This window comes from Lentzea chajnantorensis (assembly GCF_054300775.1).
Genome location: NZ_JBSDZT010000002.1, coordinates 8,465,556 through 8,483,618, shown reverse-complemented (window position 1 = coordinate 8,483,618; position 18,063 = coordinate 8,465,556). Strand labels below are relative to the sequence as shown.

The following is an 18,063-nucleotide window of genomic DNA, read 5'->3' as shown; positions in this document are numbered from 1 at the left end:
CGGTTGCTACGGCAGGACCTGGATCTTGCGGCCCTTCCCGGCCTTGAACTGGTCGAGCGCGCCGGCGTAGTCGGCCAGCGGCAGCCGGTCGCTGATGAACACCTCCGGGTCGAGCACCCCGGTCGCGAACAGGTCGGCCGCCCGTTCGAAGGAGTGCAGCACCGCCATCGAGCCGGTGATCGTGATCTCCTGGTTGTAGATCTTGTACGGCTCGATCGTGACCCGCGCCGAGTAGTCCGAGACGCCGAACTGGAGGAACGTGCCGCCCTTCGCGACCCGGCCCAGCCCGTCCTGGATGGCCTTCTCGTTGCCGGTCGCGTCGATGACGAGGTCCCAGCCCTGCGGCCGGTCCAGCTCGTCCGGCGACGCCGCCGTGGCCGTGACGCCCAGCTGCTGCGCCGTCTTGAGCCGTTCGGCGTTGAGGTCGACGACCTCGATGGACGACGCGCCGGTGAGCTTGCCGAGCTGGAGCATCATCAGGCCCATCGTGCCCGAGCCGTAGATCAGCACCCGGGACGCCATCTGCGAGCGCAGCACGTCGTAGCCGCGCACCGCGCACGACAGCGGCTCGATCAGCGCCGCGTCCTCGGTCCGCACGTGGTCGGGCAGCTTCACGCAGTTCGCCACCGGCGCCACCGCGTACTCCGCCGCGCCACCGGCCGTCGTGACGCCGATGGCCGCCCAGCGCTCGCACAGGTTGTTCTTGCCGTTGCGGCACATCCGGCACTCGTGGCAGTACAGCGACGGGTCGACGGCCACGCGGTCGCCGACCTTCACCTCGTTGACCTGCGCACCGATTTCCACGACCGTGCCCGCGAACTCGTGGCCCGGCACGACCGGCAGGGTGGGTGCGAACTCGCCCTGCAGGATGTGCAGGTCAGTGCCGCACAGGCCGCACGCCGCCACGTCCACGACCACTTCGCGCGGACCGCACCTGGGATCGTCCACAGTGGTCACCTCGACGGACCCGACGCCCGTGATCACTGCTGCTTTCACTTGACCGCTCCCAACGAAAGGCCCTGGACCAGCTTGTCCTGGGCGGCGAACCCGGCGATGAGCACCGGCAGAGACACCACGACCGCGGCCGCGCACACCTTCGCGAGGAACAGGCCCTGCGAGGTGACGAACCCGGTGAGGTAGACGGGCGCGGTACCGGCGACGACACCGGTCAGCACCCGCGCGAACAGCAGTTCGTTCCAGCTGAAGATGAAGCAGATCAACGCCGTCGCCGCGATGCCCGGCATCGCGATCGGCGCCACGACCCTGCGCAGGATCGTCAGCAGGCCGGCACCGTCGATCGACGCGGCCTCCAGGATCTCCTTCGGCACCTCGGACAGGAACGACCGCATCAGCCACACCGCGATCGGCAGGTTCATCGAGGTGTAGAGCAGCGTGAGGAACGAGATGTTGTCGAGCATCCCGGAGAACTGCGCGAACAGGTAGATCGGCAGCAGCGCCGCGACGACCGGCATCATCTTGGTGGACAGGAAGAAGAACAGGACGTCCGTCCACTTCTCCACCGGCCTGATCGACAACGCGTACGCGGCCGGGATCGCCAGCAGCAGCACGATGATCGTCGAGCCGATGGACGCGCTGAACGAGTTCAGCAACGGCGGCCACGCGCCGGCGTCGAAGAACTCGCCGTACCCGTCCAGCGTCAGCGGCGCCAGCAGCGACGGCGGGTTGGTCGCGGCGTCCGACTCGCTGTGCAGCGAGGTCAGGAACATCCACGCCACCGGCGCGAAGAACACCAGGCCGCAGAACCAGGCGAGCGCGCCCCAAGCGCGGCCGATCCACTTGGCGGTCATCGCTTCTCCTCCTTGAACAGCGAGGACACCGTGCGCAGCGCGAACGTCGCGATGATGATCGACCCCGCCACCACGATCACGCCGGCCGCGGAGGCCTCGCCGTACTCGTGGGCCTGGTAGAAGGTCTGGTAGATCATGTACGGCAGGTTCGCCGTGCCCAGACCACCGGACGTGATGGTGAAGACGGCGTCGAAGTTCTGCACGACGTAGATCGAGCCGAGCAGACCGCCGAGCTTCCAGGTACTGCCGCAGGTGCGGGAACGTCAGGTACCGGAAGATCTGGAACGACGACGCGCCGTCGATCGTCGCGGCCTCGACCGGTTCGACCGGCTTCGACTGCAGGCCCGCCAGCAGGATCAGCATCATGAACGGCGTCCACTGCCACACCAGCGACAGCACGACCGCGGTCATCGGCATGCTGGAGATCCAGTCCGGCTGGGCGTCGAAACCCAGCCAGTTCAGGATGCCGTTGAACAGGCCGTACTCCGGGTTGTAGAGCACGTGCTTCCAGATCAGCGCCGCCGCCACCGGCACCACGAGGAACGGTGCGATCAGCAGCGTGCGCACCAGCCCGCGGCCGGCGAACTTCTTGTCCAGCAACAGGGCCAGCCCCAGCCCGAGGACGAGGCTGATGAGCACGACCGACGCCGTCAGCACGATGGTGTTGACGACCGACGAGCGCAGGTCGGGGTCGGTGAAGACGTTGACGTAGTTGTCGAACCCGGCGAACCCGCGGTTGGCGGGGTCGAGCGAGTTCCACTTCATGAACGAGATGACCAGCGTGGCGACGAACGGCAGCTGCGTCACGATGATCAGGAAGATCAGCGCGGGCAGCAGCGGTGCCCGCGTGACCCACCGGTTGGTCTTCTTGCGGGGGACGGGCGGCGGCCGGTCGTCGGTGTCCGGCCGCGCCTGCGTCATGACTGCCATGTCAACGGCCCCTTCACTGGCCCTTGTACTTCGCGGCGACCTTCTCAGCGAGCCCCTGACCGTTGTTCAGCGCCTCGTCGACGCTCACCGCACCCGCGATGGCGGAGCTGATCTGCTGCGACACCTGCGTGCCCAGGTCGGTGAACTCGGGGATGCCGACGAACTGGATGCCGGGCGCCGGACGTTCCTGCACACCGGGGTTGAGCGGCTTCGCGCTCTTGATCGCGGCCTCGGCCATCGCGGAGAACGAGCCGGACGACTGCTTGTACTCGGCGCGCTGGTAGGTCGACGCGCGCTTGCCGTCGGGCAGCTTCGACCAGCCGAGGTTCTTGCCGACCAGCTCCTCGTAGCCCTTGCCGGACGCCCACGAGACGAACTTCCAGGCCGCGTCCTGCTTCTTCGAGGCCTTCTGGATGCCGAACGCCCAGGTGTAGAGCCAGCCGGAGCTGTCGGTCTTCACGACCGGCGCCTGGGTGAAGCCGAGCTTGCCCTTGACCGGCGAGTCGGCGGCCTCCAGCAGACCGGCGGCGACCGTGGCGTCGTACCACATCGCGACCTTGCCCTGCGTCATGTTGTTCAGGCACTCGGCGAACCCGGCCTGCGGGGCGCCCGCCTCACCGTGGTTGCGGACGAGGTCCACGTAGAACTTGGTGGCCTCCTTGAACTCCGGCGCGTTGACCTGCGCCTGCCAGTCCTTGGTGAACCACGTGCCGCCGAAGGTGTTCACGACCGTGGTGAGCGGCGCCATGACCTGGCCCCAGCCCGGCTGGCCGCGCAGGCAGATGCCGCGCACCTCGGGCGTCGCGACCTTCTGCGCGGCCTCGGCGACCTGCTGCCAGGTCGGCTTCTCCGGCAGCGTGACGCCCTTGGCCTCGAAGATGTCCTTGCGGTACATGAGGAACGACGACTCGCCGTAGAACGGCTGCGCGTACACCTTGCCGTCCGCAGCAGTCAGCGACTGCTTGATCGGCTCCAGGATGTCGGCCTGGTCGAAGGCGCTGTCCTTGGCCACGAAGTCGTCCATCGGCGCCAGCCAGCCGTTCTTGGCGAACATCGGCGTCTCGTAGTTGGAGATCGTGGCGACGTCGTACTGACCGGCCTGGCTGGAGAAGTCCTGGCTGATCTTGTCGCGGACGTCGTTCTCGGGCAGCACGGTGAAGTTCACCTTGATGCCGGTGTCCTTGGTGAAGTTGTCCGCGGTGAGCTTCTGCAGGTCCTGCATCTGCGGGTTGTTCACCATCAGGACGTTCACGGAGTCGGCACCGCCGCCTCCGCCACCGCCGGCGCCCGCGCAGGCGGAAGCGAGGAGCAGCACAGCGGTCGCGGCGCCGAGCGTGCGGATCGACGACATCGTCGGTTCCTTTCGGGGGATTTCGGGCACGGCGAAGACACCAGGCGTACCCGTCAGGGGGCTTGTCCTGGCGTCTGCAAGTACCGCCAACTGGCTGTTGGCAGTACTTGCAGACGCCCTCAGGCTCTGATCACTTTGGGGCCGAGCAAGGAGTAGCGGTGGGCCTCGTGGGCGGACAGGCCCGAGTCCGTGACGATCGCCTCCAGGTCGCCGATCTCGGCGAACCGGTTGAAGCTCGACACGCCGAACTTCGTGTGCACCCCGACGAAGATCTTCCGCCGGGACACGCTGAGCGCCTTGGCCTTCACCGCGCCGACCACCGGGTCGGGCGTGGTCAGACCGTGCTCGCGGGAGATCCCGTTCGCACCGATGTAAGCCAGGTCGATCACCATCTCGCCGAGCATCCGCAGCACCCAGTGGTCCACGGTGGCCAGCGTGTGGCCGCGGACCCGGCCGCCCAGCAGCAGGACGACGCACGACGGGTGCTCCGACATCGCCGCCGCGGTCGGCAGCGACGCGGTGATGACCGTGAGCGGGTTGGTGGTCGGCAACGCTTCCGCGACGAGCTGCGGCGTGAAACCCTCGTCGATGAAGACCGTCTCGGCGTCGTCGAGCCGTTCGGCCGCGGCCTTCGCGATGCGCCGCTTCTCCGGCACGTGCGACCCGGCCCGGAACCGCAGACCGGTCTCGAAGCCGGCGCTCTCGACCGGAACCGCGCCACCGTGCGTGCGCCGCACCAGCCCGTGCTCGTCGAGCAACCGCAGGTCACGCCGGACGGTCTCCGGTGCGACCTGGAGCTCCTGGGCCATCTCCACCACGTCGACGCGCCCGTCGGCGCGAGCCCTGGCCAGGATGCGGCGCTTGCGGTCCTCGGCTCGCATGTCACCTGCCCGTTCGGATCTGCTGATGCCCGTTCGGGCTGTGCATAGATGAAACACCCCTGAAACGTTGTGGTCGGTACCACAACAGAGTGACATCTTGCCCGGTTTCAGCCCGTTTCACATGGCAAAAGCCGCGCCCACCTGGGACGCGGCTTTCGGGCATGCCCGTTTCGGGTGTCCGAATGGCCCGTTTCTAGCCCAACCAGGCAGCCGCGTCGACCGGCAGCCTGCCGTCGTCGTCGAGCGGCACGCTGGTCACCACCGGTGTCCCGGGCAGCGCGACCGGGTGGCCGGACAGGTTGACGACACAGGTGTGGTCGCCGCGCCGGAACGCCAGCACGTCCTCGCCCAGGTCGAGCCACTCCAGGTCGCCCTCGACGGCCTTGCGCAGGGCGAAGACCCGCCGGTACAGCTCCAGCATGGACCCCGGTTCGCCGGTCTGCGCGCTGACCGAGAACTCCTGCCAGTTCTCCGGTTGCGGCAACCAGCTCGGACCGTCGTCAGCGGACCAGGGGAGCGGCACCCGGCACCCGTCGCGCCCGCGGTCGGTGAACCCCGACCGGTGCCACACCGGGTCCTCCCTCAGCTCGTCCGGCAGGTCCTCGACCTCCCACAACCCCAGTTCCTCGCCCTGGTAGACGTACACCCCACCGGGCAGCGCCGCCGTGAGCATGATCGCCGCGCGGGCCCGTTTCGTGCCCAGTTCGAAGTCCGTGGGCGCCCCGTGCTGCCGGTCCGCGAACGAGAACCCGGTCTTCTCCCGCCCGTACCGCGTGACGTGCCGCGTGACGTCGTGGTTGGACAGCACCCAGGTCGGCGGCGCGCCCACGGGTTCGTGCGCCGCGAGCGTGCTGTCGACGACCTTGCGCAGCTCGGCCGCGTTCCACGGGCAGCACAGGAAGTCGAAGTTGAACGCGCTGTGCATCTCGTCGTTGCGCAGGTACCGCGCGAACCGCTCCGGGTCCGGCAGCCACATCTCCCCGACGAGGATCCGGTCGCCGTCGTACTCGTCGACGACCTTGCGCCAGTGCCGGTAGATCTCGTGCACGCCGTCCTGGTCGGAGTAGGGCAGGTCCGCGTCCGGCTTCGAGAAGTCCTTGACCAGCCCGTCGGCCACGTCGATGCGGAACCCGTCGACACCCCGGTCGAGCCAGAAGCGCAGGATGTCCTCGAACTCCTGGTGGACCACCGGGTTCTCCCAGTTGAAGTCCGGCTGCTCGGCGGCGTAGAGGTGCAGGTACCACCGCCCGTCGTCGAGCTTGCTCCACGCGGGCCCGCCGAACCGCGACTTCCAGTCGTTCGGCAGCTCCTCGCCGTCGCGGATGTGGAAGCGGTCCCACAACCCGTCCCTGAACCACGGGTGCTGGTCGCTGCAGTGGTTCGGCACCAGGTCGATGATGATCCGGATGCCGAGGTCGTGCGCGTCGGCGATGAGCTCCTCGGCATCGGCCAGCGTGCCGAACACCGGCTCGATGTCGCGGTAGTCGGCCACGTCGTACCCGCCGTCGGCCAGCGGGCTGGGGTACCAGGGGTTGAGCCAGATCGCGTCGAACCCGAGTCCGGCGATGTGCTGGAGACGCTGCCTGAGGCCGGCGAGGTCGCCGACGCCGTCACCGTTGCCGTCGGCGAAGCTGCGGAGGTAGACCTGGTAGATGGATGCGTTGCGCCACCAGCTCATGCGCGGTGTCCTTTCAGCCCTTGATAGATCCTGCGGTGAGCCCCGCGAGGATGTGCCGCTGGAACGCCAGGAACAGCGCCACCATCGGCAGGCTCGCCAGCACCAGCCCGGCGAGCAGGAGGTTGATCGGGGTGTCCGGTGCGAAGCGCTGCAACGCGACGCTGAGCGTCTGCTTCGCCGGGTCGGGGAACACGAGCAGCGGCCAGATGAAGTCCTTCCACGCCGCCACGACCGTGAAGATGGAGACGACGGCGAGGATCGGGCGCGAGATCGGCAGGACGATGCGCGTGAGGACCGTCCAGGTGCTCGCACCGTCCATCCTGGCCGCCTCCAGCAGCTCCTCGGGGATCTGGTCGAAGAAGCGCTTGAGCAGGTAGACGTTCAGCGCGTTCGCCGCGGCCGGCAGCCAGATGCCGGCCGGGTTGTTCAGCAGGTCCAAGTCGGTGAGCGTGAGGTACACCGGCACCAGCAGGGCCGTGGCGGGCAGCATCATCGTGGCCAGCATCAGGCCGAGGACCACGTTGCCGAACAACGGCTTCAGCTTCGACAGCGCGTACGCGGCCGGGATGATCACGACCATCTGCACCGCCCACGCCCCGAACGCGACGACGACGGTGTTCAGGAAGAACTTGCCGAGGTCCATGTAGTTCCAGGCGTCGGCGTACGCACCCGGCTCCCACGTCCGCGGCAGGACCGTCGGCGGCTGCTGGGCGAGCTCGGCCGGTGGTTTGAACGCACCGAGCAGCACCCACACCAGCGGCACGAGGAACGCGACCGTGAACAGGACGAGGGTGAGCGCGAGGACGACCCAGTAGAGCTTGCCGCCGGGTTTGGTGAGGGTCCTCACGCGTCCGCCCTCCTGGTGAGCTTGAGGTAGAGGAAGGAGAAGACGCCGAGCACCGCGAACAGGATGAGGCTGAGCGCGCTGGCGGTGCCGAAGTCGTTGTAGACGAAGGCGTAGCGGTAGAGCAGGAGCAGGACCGTGACGGTCGAGTCCTCCGGGGCCGCCGCCGGTCATGATGAACGGCTCGGTGAAGACCTGCATGGTCGCGACGACCTGCAGCAGCAACAACATCAGCAGCACGAACTTGGTCTGGGGGATCGTGACGTTCCAGACCTTCCTGAAGATCCCCGCGCCGTCGAGCTCCGCGGCCTCGTACAGCTCGCCGGGGATCGTCTGCAGCGCGGCCAGGTAGATCAGCGTCGCCGCGCCCATGTTCGCCCACGTGGTGAGCAGGACGATGCTGATCAGGCTGGTGTCCGCCGAGTCGAGCCACTGCAGGCCCGGCAGCCCGGCTCCGCGCAGGACCGAGTTGAACAGGCCGGGTCCCGGGTCGTAGAACCACTTCCACAGCAGGGCCGTGACGACCGGCGGCAGCATCACCGGCAGGTAGACCAGCAGCCGGAAGTAGCCCTTGGCGTGCCGCAGCTCGTTGAGCACCACGGCGGTGAGGAACGGGACGCCGAAACCGATCAGCAGCGCGAGGACCGTGTAGTAGGCCGTGTTGCGCCACGCCACCGCGAACAGCGGGTCGTCGAACAGGCGCCGGAAGTTCTCCCATCCGACCCACTCGGGGTCGGAGACGAAGTTGACCTGCTGGAAGCTCAGGACCACCCCGCGCACGATCGGGTACCAGGAGAACACCGCGAAGACGACGAGCGCGAGGCTGAGGAAGCCGTACGCGGTGACGTGCCGCCGCAACCTACTTCACCTGCGCCAGAACGGCGTTGACCTTGGTCTCCGCGTCCGCGAGCAGCTGCGCGTGGTCGGCGTCCCTGTTCGTGAGGACCGCCTGCACGACGTTGTCGAGGATCGCGTAGACCTGCTGCGCCTGCGGCGGTTCGAGGCTGCCCCTGGTCTTCTCCGAACCGTCCACGTAGGCCTGGAAGTTCTGCACCGGCATGGTGGCGTACCTGCCCTTGAGCTCCTCCTGCCGCTTGCGCGGCTCACCGGTCCAGATGTCGGCGATCGGCGGGATCGGCAGGCCGACGGGCTGGCCGCGGTCCTTGTACTTCTGCAGGTTCGCTTCGAGCCGGTCCGGGTTGAGGTACTTCCACTGCACCCACTTGAGACCGGCCTTGATCTTCTCCGGCGTGGCCTTCGGGTTGATCATGTAGCCCTCGCCGCCGAGCAGCGTGCCCTGCTGACCGGGGATCGCGGCGAGGCCGTAGTCGTCGTACTTGCCCTTGAACTGGTTGACGATCGCGGCGACGTTGTCCGGCGCGGCCAGGTACATGCCGAGCTGCCCGGCGCCCATCATGTTCTGCACGTCGCCGATCTCCAGGAGCTGCTTCTCGCCCATGGAGCCGTCGTCCCAGCGCATCTCCCTGAGCCGGCGCAGGACTTCCTTGCCCTTGTCGTTGTTGAAGTCGGCCCTGTACTTCTCGCCGTCCTTGCGCGCGACGTCCCCGCCGACGGACTTCATCCACGTGGTGAAGTGCCAGCCGCCCTGGTTGCTCTTGCTGTACTCGGCGAACCCGGTGACACCGGCGTCCTTGAGCTTCTTGGCGGCCGCGCGGACCTCGTCCCACGTCCGCGGCGGCGTGTTCGGGTCGAGGCCCGCCTTGGTGAAGTTCGCGCGGCTGTAGAGCAGGCCCATCGTGTAGTTGGCGGTGGGCAGCCCGTAGACCTTGCCGTCGACCGTGAAGACGTCCTTGAGCTCCTGCTTGAGGTCGCCGTAATGCGGGACGTCCTTGACGTAGTCGGTGATGTCGGCGGCCTGCTTGCGCGCGATGAGCGCCGCCGGATCGGTGAAGTAGACGTAGAAGACGTCCTCCAGCTGCCCGCCGGCGAGCTTGGCGGAGAACGTCTTCGGGTCCATGAACCCCTCGTGCGGCACGAGGTCGACGTCGGGGTTCTGCTGCTCGAACTCCGCGACGTCCTCGTCGAACACCTTGCGGTCGAACGCCTGCGTCTGCGGCGGCTGACCGTTGATGTTGATCACGACCTTGCCGCCCGTGTCAGCCGTGGTACCGCTCCCACAGCCGGCAACGAGCACGCAGCCCAACAACACGGCAGCGGACTTCTTCATGGTGGGGCCGCCCTTCTCGCGAGCGCGTCGATGTGACGGCGACCATAAGTCCCCGTTACATCTGAACGCAATATCCAGACTGAAACTCGCAAGAAGTTGACTGACCTACCTGGCCGGTGCCGTGGAGGCCCTCACCACCAGTTCCGGCTCGAACAGCAGCTCGTCGGGCGCGACGGCGTTGCCGCTGATCTGGTTCGCCAGCAGCTCCACGGCCGCCCGCCCCATGGCCTCGATCGGCTGCCGCACCGTGGTGAGGGGCGGATCGGTGCAGGTCATGAAGGCGCTGTCGTCGTACCCGATGATCGACACATCCTTGGGCACGTCCAGCCCCGCCCGCCGGACGGCCCTGATGGCGCCGAGCGCCAGCGGGTCACTGGCGCAGATGATCGCCGTGACGCCGCGCTGCACCAGCTTGGTCGCCGCCGCCTGCCCGCCTTCGAGGCTGAACATGGCGTGCTCGACGTCCGCCCCGCCACACCGCTGGATCGTCTCCAGCTTGCGCTGGCTCGGCATGTGGTCCGGCGGCCCCAGCACCGCACCGATCCGCTTGTGCCCCAACGAGGTCAGGTGCCCGTACGCCTGCTCCACCGCCACCGCGTCGTCGCAGCTGACCCGCGGGAACGCCAGGTCGTCTATGGCGGCGTTGACCAGCACCGCGGGCAGCTTCCTGGCCATCATCTGCTGGTAGTGCCCGTGGCTTGCATCCCTTTGCGCGTACAGCCCGCCGGCGAACACGATCCCGCTGACGTGCTGTTCGAGGAGCAGCTCCAGGTACTCCGCCTCCGTGACCCCACCGGCCGTCCGCGTGCACAGCACGGGCGTGAAGCCCCGTTGGGCCAACGCGTTGCCCACCACGTCCGCGAACGCCGGGAAGATCGGGTTCTGCAGCTCCGGCAGCACCAGCCCGACCAACCGCGCCCGCTCACCCCGCAGCTGGGTGGGCCGCTCGTACCCCAGCACGTCCAGCGCCGTCAGCACCGCCGACCGGGTGGCGTCCGACACGCCGGGCTTGCCGTTCAGCACCCGGCTGACGGTGGCCTCGCTGACCCCGACCTTGGCCGCGACCTCGGCCAGCCTCCGTTGCGTCATGGCGCAAGTGTACGCAAGTTCTTGCGCTCATTTGCGCGCCACGCTCACCCGGCTGGCGGGAGGCCGCCGGGGTGGCTCGTGGCTACGCTGGAGGGCCGTTCCCGGGCGAGGGGAGACGTCATGGCTTCCGAACCTGTTCCGAGCGTGCCCGCGCCGATGGTGCCCGCGCCGGCCGAGCCGGACCGGTTCGGCCAGCCGCAGCCGAAGGTGAGCGGCGTGGACTGGTTCCGGCGGATGCCGAACGGCGGCGGCACGGTCTACCGGCGTCCCTGACCCTTGCACGAGATCCCGCGCGCTCGACACCTTCCGGGAGGCGGCGAACGCGTTCGAGGAGCGGCTCGAGTGCTACGCGGGACCGGAGCACGGCGCGGTGCGCAAAGCCGAGTTCCGCAGGGTGCCGGCCAGCGCTCTGCGCCGGCACATCTCGTTGCCGGTCGGGATGACGGACGCCGACGTTGTGCTCTTCATCGCCGACCTGAGCCGGGAGACGTCGGAGCTCGTTCGCGTGCGGCACCACTACCGGTGGTCGCAGACGCTCGCCGACCACTTCCTGTTCTGGTCCGCTGTCAGGCCGATGTTCGTCCGGACGGTCGCGATGGTCCTGCGCGAGCTCACGCAGGACGGTGAGCTGCAGGTGTGGGTGCAGCCGTTCCTCGACGGCGTCGGCTCGCTCATCCTCGACACCAAGGGCGGCAGGGCATCGCGGCCATCTGGTGACCGCGGCCGGCGGTCAGCCCAGCGCCTCCCGCCACAGCAACGCCACCCCGTGCCCCGGCAACAACCACGACCGCACGTCCAGGTCCCGCAGCTCCCCGGCCTGCAGCCACTGCGCGGACGCCGTCGCCGACCGGAACGTGAACGGCATGACCCGGAACTCGTGCGGCGGCGACTCGGCGACCGCGAGCCCCGTCGCGTCGAAGCTGATGGTGTCCACGAAGGACGGGTAGGGCGACTGCCAGTAGCAGAACCCGTCGTTGGTGCGCTGCAAGGTGCGCGACCACACCGTCAGGCCGCAGATCGCGCGCACCACGTGGTCGTCGGCGATGCCGGAGAGGTCGCACTCGAAGATCCGCAGGTCGCTCATGTGGCTCATCGGGCTGAGCTTGGGCAGCGGGCCCATCGCCTCGCGGAAGAACGTCAGGTAGGTGGCCCACTCGCCGAACCTCACCTCGACCGGCGGGATCTGGCTCGGTTCCGCCGAACGGCGCTGGCCCTCGTGGTCGAGGTAGTCGATGGCGATCTGGGTGGAGCGGCGCAGGTCGTCGACGGACTCCAGGAACAGCGACGAGTCGGGGATGAAGTACAGCTCGAAGAGCGGGTAGCGGCAGGCGGCGCTGATGGTGTCGCGCAGCAGGGCGTTGGAGGTCGCGAAGATGACGAAGCGGTCGACGGGGACGCTGTTGCGGAACTGGTACCGCTGCGTCGTCATCAGGTGGTAGGTCTTGGTGTCGATGCCCTGCAGCTCCAGCTTCACGGTGGTGCCGGTGCTGATCGTGAGGTCGTCGCCGCGAGGGAGCATGCCGCTGCCGCCCAGGACGCCGGCGACCACGTCGTCGTTGGCGACGTTCGGGCCGTAGACGGAGGCCAGGAACGTGCGCAGCACCTCGGAGGGGAGCAGGTGCTCCAGGAAGACGGGACCGGTCAGCCGGCCGACCTCGGCGACCAGGCGCTGGTGCCAGAAGAGCTCGTAGGCGCCGAGCAGGAACCCGGCCAGCGCGGGCAGCGGCCAGGCGACGACGAGCACGTCGTGCAGCACCGAGCGGGTGGCGGGTTGCCAGAGCAGGACGACGCTCAGGTCGAGGGCGGCCAGCAGGACCAAGAAAAGTGCGAGGGCCAGCGCCTGTACCCGCCTGTGCGCCACCTTCCCGCCGCCCCCTCACTCCACCGGCTCGTCCATACATGGTGGGAGTGACGGGGCAGCGGCACCAGACCCGTTCGGTGGACGCCGTACTAGCGGGAGCGGTCCCACATCGGCTCGTCGTGCACGCCGACGTAGGTGCTCAGGCCGGCGCGGGGCTTGGTGTCGTCGGACGTCAGGTCGTCGTACAACCCGAGCAGGTGCGTGGTCATCGCGCTCTTCGCGCCCACCTCGTCGTGGCGGCGCAGGAACCAGATGACCTGCTCGTGCTCGTTCGCCGAGCGGTTGTGCACCTCGCGGGACGGGTGCGCGTGGCGCTTGCAGTCCTGCAGACCGGGCACGAGGGCCTGGTACATCTGCTCCAGCAGCTCGTTGTGCGCCGCGCGGATCAGGGCCGAGTGGAACTCCTCATCCGCCTCGATCACCTCCTGCACGTCCTCCACCTCGGCGCGCTGGTAGCGGTGGTTGAGCTTCGCGAGCTCGTCCAGCTCGCCGTCACCCGCGCGGACCGCGGCCAGCGAGGCGGCCGTGGTCTCCAGGGCGATGCGCACCTCCAGCAGGTCGGTGTGCGTGAACTGGCGGGCGGCGAGGCGGCCCTCCAGGTGCTCCTCGACAGCGGTCAGGTCGGTGCGGCGGACGTACCAGCCCAGGCCGCGGCGGACCTCGACGATGCCCTGGAGCTGAAGGCGCTGCAGAGCCGTGCGCAACGACGAGCGGGCGACGTCCAGTTTGCGGGCCAGCTCCGGCTCGGTGGGCAGTCGATCACCCGCCCTGAGGGTGCCGCCGATGATCTGCTCCCGGAGCTTCTGCTCGATGAGTTCCGGAAGCGGCCGTCGCGAGTCGGGCGAGAGCGCCCAGCTCTCGCCCGGATGGGAGTCGTCGGCGGGCATTGGCCCAGCGTAGGGCGCTGGCGGTCTGGTTGCAACTTGTCTGGCAACCTGTCCGCAGTTGACAGACAACCTACAACTAGGCGATCCTTGCACTGGGGCGAGAGGCCTCGGACCGCCCACACCGAGGAGCCCCGGCTCGCCCAGTCGGGAGGGGAACGAGATGTCCGCAGGGAGTGCACTCGGAATCGCAGCAGCCGTCGCAGTCGCCGTCACCGCGATCGGATGGCGCACCGTGCTCACGATGGTCGCCGTCTCGGTCGTCGCGCTGGCCGTCGTCGGCTTCGTGAACGTCACCAGCATCATGTTCGGCTGATGAGCAGAACCAGGGTGCCCGGTCTGCGCCGCCCGCAGGCCGGGCACCTCCTCTTCCGGGCGCCGTTCCGGGAAAGGGCCACCGGGTGCTCTAGGGTCTCGGCGGTGGCCACTGCTCACACGCTGCACGCGCGCATCGCGCCCGCAGCCGTCCTGGTCGACGAACGGCGCACGCTCTACCGCCTCGCGGCCGACCTGTTCGCGCCGGGCACCGAGTTGTCGGACAACCTCGCCGACCACCCGGTCGTCCGCTACGAGATCGGCCGCGCCCTCGCCGGTGCCGGCGACCTGGACCTCGCTCGCCTGCACGAGGCGGCCGGCCTGCGCGTGCGGGACGCCGGTGTGCCGGTGGCCGCGGACCCGAGGTCGGCCGTGCTGCTCGAAGCACCGCTGCGGATCATCGCGCCGCCCGGTGTGGTCGTGGAGCCGCTGACCGAGGCGGACGGGGAGCGCTTCTCGGCGGCGCTGCGGGTCGTCACCGACGGTGTCCGGCTGTTCCGCGCCCTCGCCCCCGACACCGCCGGCGACCTGCTCGCCCACGTGTCGATGCTCGCCGTGCTCAAGCGGGAGACGTCCGGGGGAGTCGTCTCCGCGTCGTCGCGGTACGTGCCCGGCATCGTGCTGGTCGACGAGCCCGCGCTGCCGATCGAGGTGGCCGAGGCCCTCGTGCACGAGGGCGCGCACGAGAAGTTCTTCGACCTGGCGATCACTCGCGAGTTCCTCGACGCGCACGCCGAGGACGTCGAGCTCTTCGAGACGTCCTGGTCGCACGCGCGGTGGCCGCTGGAGCAGACGTTCGCGGCCTGGCACGCCTACAGTTGCCTCGCCCAGTTCGCGCAGGCCTGCGCGGGCGTCGAGCCCGGCCCCGACTCGCTGCTGCCGAAGGCGCGCGAGCGGGCCGAGGAGATCGGCGCGTGGCTGCTCACCCATGAACAGGACCTGCGTCCGGACGCGCGCTGGCTGTTGCGCGCTCTCGCGGGCGAGCCGGGCGGCGCTCCGTCCGTTGTGGACGACGGCGGTGCCGGGATCGGCGCCGGCGACCGGTTCCGCCTCGGCGCGGGCGTCCGCCACCGGCGTGCCGCGTCGGGACGTGCGGTGGTGGGCCGGGTGGCCCCGCTGCCGGAGATCTTCTTCCTGGACGAGGACGCGGGCCGGGTGATCGGCCGGCTACCGCACGACGGCGGTCCGGTGGCGTACGACGACATCGTTGCGGGGGCGAGCAGGTCGTGGACGGTGGACGGGGAGACCGCGGCGCGGCGTTCGAGGGCCGCGCTGGCCTCGCTCCTGGCGAGCTCGATCGTCGAACGGGTGTCCTGAGCGGTCCGCGGCTGGCGCTCCCGCCGGGTGCCGTTCGTCCCGGTGAAGCGGTGCGGCTTACCGAAGGTTCCGCCGCGCGAACCCGATCGGGTGAGAATGCAAAGCTGCTCGCGCCGGGCTCGTCCGTGTCGGGAAAACTGCTGGTGAAAGGGGTTTGCGGTCCGACGTAGACTGCCGAATCCCGTTCCGCGGGAAGCGGCGGTTGACGGCCCACGAAGCCCGGTCCGCTAGTTTTCGGCGACGCACGTTCCGGTTCGAGTTCCGCACCGGTGCGGTGCGGCACCATCTGAAGATCATCACAGGGTTCCGCTTCACTTCTCGAGAAGGAACGATGACCACCCCGAACCAGCCTCTTCGCCGGCCGCAGACTCCCGGCGTCCCTGTTCCGCACCTCCCGACCGGTGCGGGTCCGGTGATCGGTCAGCCCGTCACCCCGGTCGACTGGTTCAGGCGGATGCCGAACGGTGGCACCGTGTTCCTGAGGCCCTCCGAGGGCGCGCAGAACGACTGAGTCGTGATCGACGGAGGAGGGCCGGCCACCAGCCGGCCCTTTCCTCGTTCGGGTGCACACCTCCTCGTGGTCGTATAACAACTGGGCCACAAGGCCTACTGTGAGTTGGTTACTGGTCCGTCAAGCGCACGCCGATGGTCTTAGATCTCGGCAACCCGCCGACCCCAACGGAGCAACCCGATGCGCATGACGCCCCTGAGAACCGCCGGCCTCGCCGCCTCCGCCGTGGCGGCCCTGTTCGCGCTCACGACCGCCGCCACCGCCAAGCCGGCACCGGCGCCGGTGTCCGGTGACGAGCGTGCGGTCGCCTACGACGGCAACGTCGACATCAACCACAGGGACGCCTGCACCGTCGGTGGGCTCAGCGGCACGCCGATCGCACCCGGTCAGTTCACCTTCACCGGTGGCGCGAACCAGCAGGACGTCGACATCACCGCCGTCCCGGCCGGCACCACGATCACGGGTGTCGTGGTCAAGGGCGGGGACGCCTACAACGTCTACCTGGCCCCCAAGCTCGCTTCGCTGCCGTGGAACGACCTGCGGGCGCCGCAGAACAACGGCGGGCAGGTGCCGGCGATCAGCCACTGGTACGCGTGCGGGACCACCACGCAGCAGTCGAGCAGCAGCAGCTCGACCACCACGACGACCACGACGGTCACGACCACGTCGAGCAGTGGCACCACCACGACGACGACCTCGCCGGTGACGACCACGACCACCTCGTCCTCCGGCGCCGTCACGTCCGCGCCGGCCGTCACCACCACCAACGCCGCCGTCGTGCCGGTGAACGAGGACGACGACCTGGCCTCCACGGGCTTCGGGTCCGCCTGGCTGATCGGCCTGGGCGCCGCCCTGCTCGCCGCCGGTGCCGCCGTGCTGTTCGTGCTGCGCAAGCGCCGCGCATAGGGCCTGTGCCGAAGTCCATGTTCGCGATAGCCGGGCCTGAGGCGGCCCCTGGGGGCACGGGCGGACAGCCCACATACAACACCGGTATGCGGGCTGTCCGCCCGCACCGCCAGGAACCACCTCAGGCGCGACTCTCATCGAACGGGACCTCGACACAGGCCCTAGGAGTTCTGCATCAGCACGCCCCAGAGCGTGCCGAACAGGATGCGTGTGCGGACGTGGAACTCCACGTCCTCGGAAGCCGCCCCGCCACCGTAGGTCTCCACGGTGCGCCGGGCGGCTTCCGCGCCTTCGGCACCGGCCAGGCAGGCGAGGTCCCAGGCGACCGGGCCGCGCCAGGTGTCCTCGAAATCGAGCCACACGGGACCGTGCGGGCCCATCAGCAGGTTGCCGCAGTGCGGGTCGCCGTGCAGAGGCTGGACGTCGCGGTAGTGGGCGTCCCACGACGCCATGAGTTCGGCACGGCGTTCACGGAACGGTTCAAGATCCGGCACGCCTATGCCATTCAGATAGGCCAGCGTGTTGTCGACGTCGTCCACAGGGCCGCGCACGGGCAGAGGGCCGTCATAGGACCGCAGCTCGGCGTGCAGGGCGGGCAGCAGCTTGAGCACGTCAAGTCGTGAGAACTCGTAGCCGGGGTCGTGCGGCACGAACGTGCTGAACGACACCACGAACCCGTCGTACGGATGCGGCCCCGCGGGAAGCTCCGCCGAGGGCATCACGACCGGCACGCCACGAGCGGCCAGGAACGCGGAAATCGCCAGGTCACGCGCGAAGTGATCGGCCACGGACGGGCGCACCAGGGCCGTGCGGGCGGCGACGCGGGCCACCACCGGTGCCGGGCGCAGGTGGACGATGACGTTGCTGCCGTCCTTCAGCACGGCCGGGTCCGTGGCGGTGATGCCGTGCGCGGCGGCCAGTGACACGGCGGCCCTCACGGCGGCGGAGGCGCTCATGGGGACGAGGGTCACATCACCCCTGGGGCAGGAGCGACTCCATTTCCGCGATCTCCTTCTCCTGAGCTGTGACGACGTCCTGCGCGAGCGAGCGCGCGCCCGGGTCGGTACCGGCGTCGAGGTGCTTGCGCGCCATCTCCACGGCGCCGCGGTGGTGCTGGATCATCAGCGACAGCCACTGCCGGTCGAAGTCGGTCCCGCGCAGGTCGGCGAGGGTGCCGAGGTCGACCACGCCGTGGTCGGCTGCGTGCCCGTGGTCCGCGTGCGACGAGGCCTTCACCGGGGCGCCCCACGCCTTGAGCCAGCCGTTCATGCGGTCGATCTCCGGCTGCTGGTGCCGCGCGATGCGCTCGGCCAGGTCGACGACGTGCGCGCTGTCCGTGCGCTCGGCCACCAGACCGGTCATCTCCACGGCCTGCTCGTGGTGCGGGACCATGCCCTGCGCGAACGCGACGTCCGCCGAGTTGTGCGTGGCGGGCGAGCCGCACGCGGCCAAAGGGGACATACCCAGCAGAAGGGTCGCGGCTACGGCGAACGTACGAAG

The 18,063-nt window shown here is 69.1% G+C and carries 19 protein-coding genes; 5 read left to right on the top strand and 14 right to left on the bottom strand.

What is annotated here, in order from left to right:
- Positions 1 to 6: 6 nt before the first annotated feature.
- The 8 genes from ACVDFE_RS40590 to ACVDFE_RS40555 all read right to left on the bottom strand — a co-directional run bounded on the left by ACVDFE_RS40590 (position 7) and on the right by ACVDFE_RS40555 (position 10,769).
- A complete protein-coding gene (locus tag ACVDFE_RS40590) occupies positions 7 to 996 on the bottom strand; it encodes a zinc-dependent alcohol dehydrogenase family protein (protein ID WP_458434138.1) in 990 nt (329 codons plus the stop codon).
- Positions 993 to 2,738 carry an ABC transporter permease gene (locus tag ACVDFE_RS40585; RefSeq protein ID WP_458434137.1) on the bottom strand — a complete coding sequence of 582 codons (1,746 nt, stop codon included), beginning with the start codon at positions 2,736 to 2,738 and terminating at the stop codon, positions 993 to 995. The genes ACVDFE_RS40590 and ACVDFE_RS40585 overlap by 4 nt, the downstream gene beginning before the upstream one ends.
- A gap of 13 nt (positions 2,739 to 2,751) precedes the next feature.
- Positions 2,752 to 4,089: an ABC transporter substrate-binding protein gene (locus tag ACVDFE_RS40580; protein ID WP_458434136.1), complete on the bottom strand. Its 1,338-nt coding sequence runs from the start codon at positions 4,087 to 4,089 to the stop codon at positions 2,752 to 2,754.
- Between the two features lie 119 nt (positions 4,090 to 4,208).
- A complete protein-coding gene (locus tag ACVDFE_RS40575) occupies positions 4,209 to 4,970 on the bottom strand; it encodes a DeoR/GlpR family DNA-binding transcription regulator (RefSeq protein WP_360398135.1) in 762 nt (253 codons plus the stop codon).
- 193 nt (positions 4,971 to 5,163) lie between these two features.
- Positions 5,164 to 6,648 (bottom strand): glycoside hydrolase family 13 protein, encoded by a 1,485-nt coding sequence (locus ACVDFE_RS40570; RefSeq protein WP_458434135.1) that lies wholly within the window; start codon positions 6,646 to 6,648, stop codon positions 5,164 to 5,166.
- A 13-nt stretch (positions 6,649 to 6,661) separates the two neighbouring features.
- A complete protein-coding gene (locus ACVDFE_RS40565) occupies positions 6,662 to 8,350 on the bottom strand; it encodes an ABC transporter permease (protein WP_458434134.1) in 1,689 nt (562 codons plus the stop codon).
- Position 8,351: 1 nt separating this feature from the next.
- Complete coding sequence (locus ACVDFE_RS40560; RefSeq protein WP_458434133.1) at positions 8,352 to 9,680, bottom strand: ABC transporter substrate-binding protein; 1,329 nt, start codon at positions 9,678 to 9,680, stop codon at positions 8,352 to 8,354.
- A 105-nt stretch (positions 9,681 to 9,785) separates the two neighbouring features.
- The gene (locus ACVDFE_RS40555) at positions 9,786 to 10,769 is read right to left on the bottom strand and encodes a LacI family DNA-binding transcriptional regulator (RefSeq protein ID WP_458434132.1); all 984 of its coding nucleotides are present in this window, start codon (positions 10,767 to 10,769) and stop codon (positions 9,786 to 9,788) included.
- A 120-nt stretch (positions 10,770 to 10,889) separates the two neighbouring features.
- On the opposite strand from ACVDFE_RS40555, the gene ACVDFE_RS40550 reads away from it, so the two are divergent.
- Positions 10,890 to 11,042 carry a hypothetical protein gene (locus tag ACVDFE_RS40550; protein ID WP_458434130.1) on the top strand — a complete coding sequence of 51 codons (153 nt, stop codon included), beginning with the start codon at positions 10,890 to 10,892 and terminating at the stop codon, positions 11,040 to 11,042.
- Positions 11,043 to 11,114: 72 nt separating this feature from the next.
- Here ACVDFE_RS40550 and ACVDFE_RS40545 read toward each other — a convergent pair whose 3' ends face one another.
- From ACVDFE_RS40545 to ACVDFE_RS40530, 4 genes are all read right to left on the bottom strand, one after another.
- On the bottom strand, positions 11,115 to 11,237 hold the full coding sequence (locus ACVDFE_RS40545; RefSeq protein WP_458434129.1) for a hypothetical protein: 123 nt from the start codon (positions 11,235 to 11,237) through the stop codon (positions 11,115 to 11,117).
- Between the two features lie 48 nt (positions 11,238 to 11,285).
- The gene (locus tag ACVDFE_RS40540; RefSeq protein WP_458434128.1) at positions 11,286 to 11,444 is read right to left on the bottom strand and encodes a hypothetical protein; all 159 of its coding nucleotides are present in this window, start codon (positions 11,442 to 11,444) and stop codon (positions 11,286 to 11,288) included.
- Between the two features lie 55 nt (positions 11,445 to 11,499).
- Positions 11,500 to 12,630 (bottom strand): hypothetical protein, encoded by a 1,131-nt coding sequence (locus ACVDFE_RS40535; protein ID WP_458434127.1) that lies wholly within the window; start codon positions 12,628 to 12,630, stop codon positions 11,500 to 11,502.
- Positions 12,631 to 12,719: 89 nt separating this feature from the next.
- The gene (locus tag ACVDFE_RS40530) at positions 12,720 to 13,517 is read right to left on the bottom strand and encodes a FadR/GntR family transcriptional regulator (RefSeq protein ID WP_360398151.1); all 798 of its coding nucleotides are present in this window, start codon (positions 13,515 to 13,517) and stop codon (positions 12,720 to 12,722) included.
- Between the two features lie 160 nt (positions 13,518 to 13,677).
- On the opposite strand from ACVDFE_RS40530, the gene ACVDFE_RS40525 reads away from it, so the two are divergent.
- The 4 genes from ACVDFE_RS40525 to ACVDFE_RS40510 all read left to right on the top strand — a co-directional run bounded on the left by ACVDFE_RS40525 (position 13,678) and on the right by ACVDFE_RS40510 (position 16,563).
- Positions 13,678 to 13,830 (top strand): hypothetical protein, encoded by a 153-nt coding sequence (locus tag ACVDFE_RS40525; RefSeq protein ID WP_360398153.1) that lies wholly within the window; start codon positions 13,678 to 13,680, stop codon positions 13,828 to 13,830.
- 104 nt (positions 13,831 to 13,934) lie between these two features.
- Positions 13,935 to 15,146, top strand: coding sequence for an aKG-HExxH-type peptide beta-hydroxylase (locus ACVDFE_RS40520; RefSeq protein WP_458434126.1), 1,212 nt, complete (start codon positions 13,935 to 13,937; stop codon positions 15,144 to 15,146).
- Between the two features lie 331 nt (positions 15,147 to 15,477).
- Positions 15,478 to 15,657 (top strand): hypothetical protein, encoded by a 180-nt coding sequence (locus tag ACVDFE_RS40515; RefSeq protein ID WP_458434125.1) that lies wholly within the window; start codon positions 15,478 to 15,480, stop codon positions 15,655 to 15,657.
- A gap of 186 nt (positions 15,658 to 15,843) precedes the next feature.
- Positions 15,844 to 16,563: an LPXTG cell wall anchor domain-containing protein gene (locus ACVDFE_RS40510; RefSeq protein WP_458434124.1), complete on the top strand. Its 720-nt coding sequence runs from the start codon at positions 15,844 to 15,846 to the stop codon at positions 16,561 to 16,563.
- A gap of 161 nt (positions 16,564 to 16,724) precedes the next feature.
- Here the strand turns inward: ACVDFE_RS40510 and ACVDFE_RS40505 are convergent, their stop codons facing one another.
- Together ACVDFE_RS40505 and ACVDFE_RS40500 are read right to left on the bottom strand one after the other, a co-directional pair.
- The gene (locus ACVDFE_RS40505) at positions 16,725 to 17,519 is read right to left on the bottom strand and encodes a phosphotransferase (protein WP_360398159.1); all 795 of its coding nucleotides are present in this window, start codon (positions 17,517 to 17,519) and stop codon (positions 16,725 to 16,727) included.
- A gap of 16 nt (positions 17,520 to 17,535) precedes the next feature.
- Entirely contained in the window at positions 17,536 to 18,024 is a 489-nt protein-coding gene (locus ACVDFE_RS40500) for a DUF305 domain-containing protein (protein ID WP_458434123.1), read from the bottom strand.
- Positions 18,025 to 18,063 lie beyond the last annotated feature (39 nt).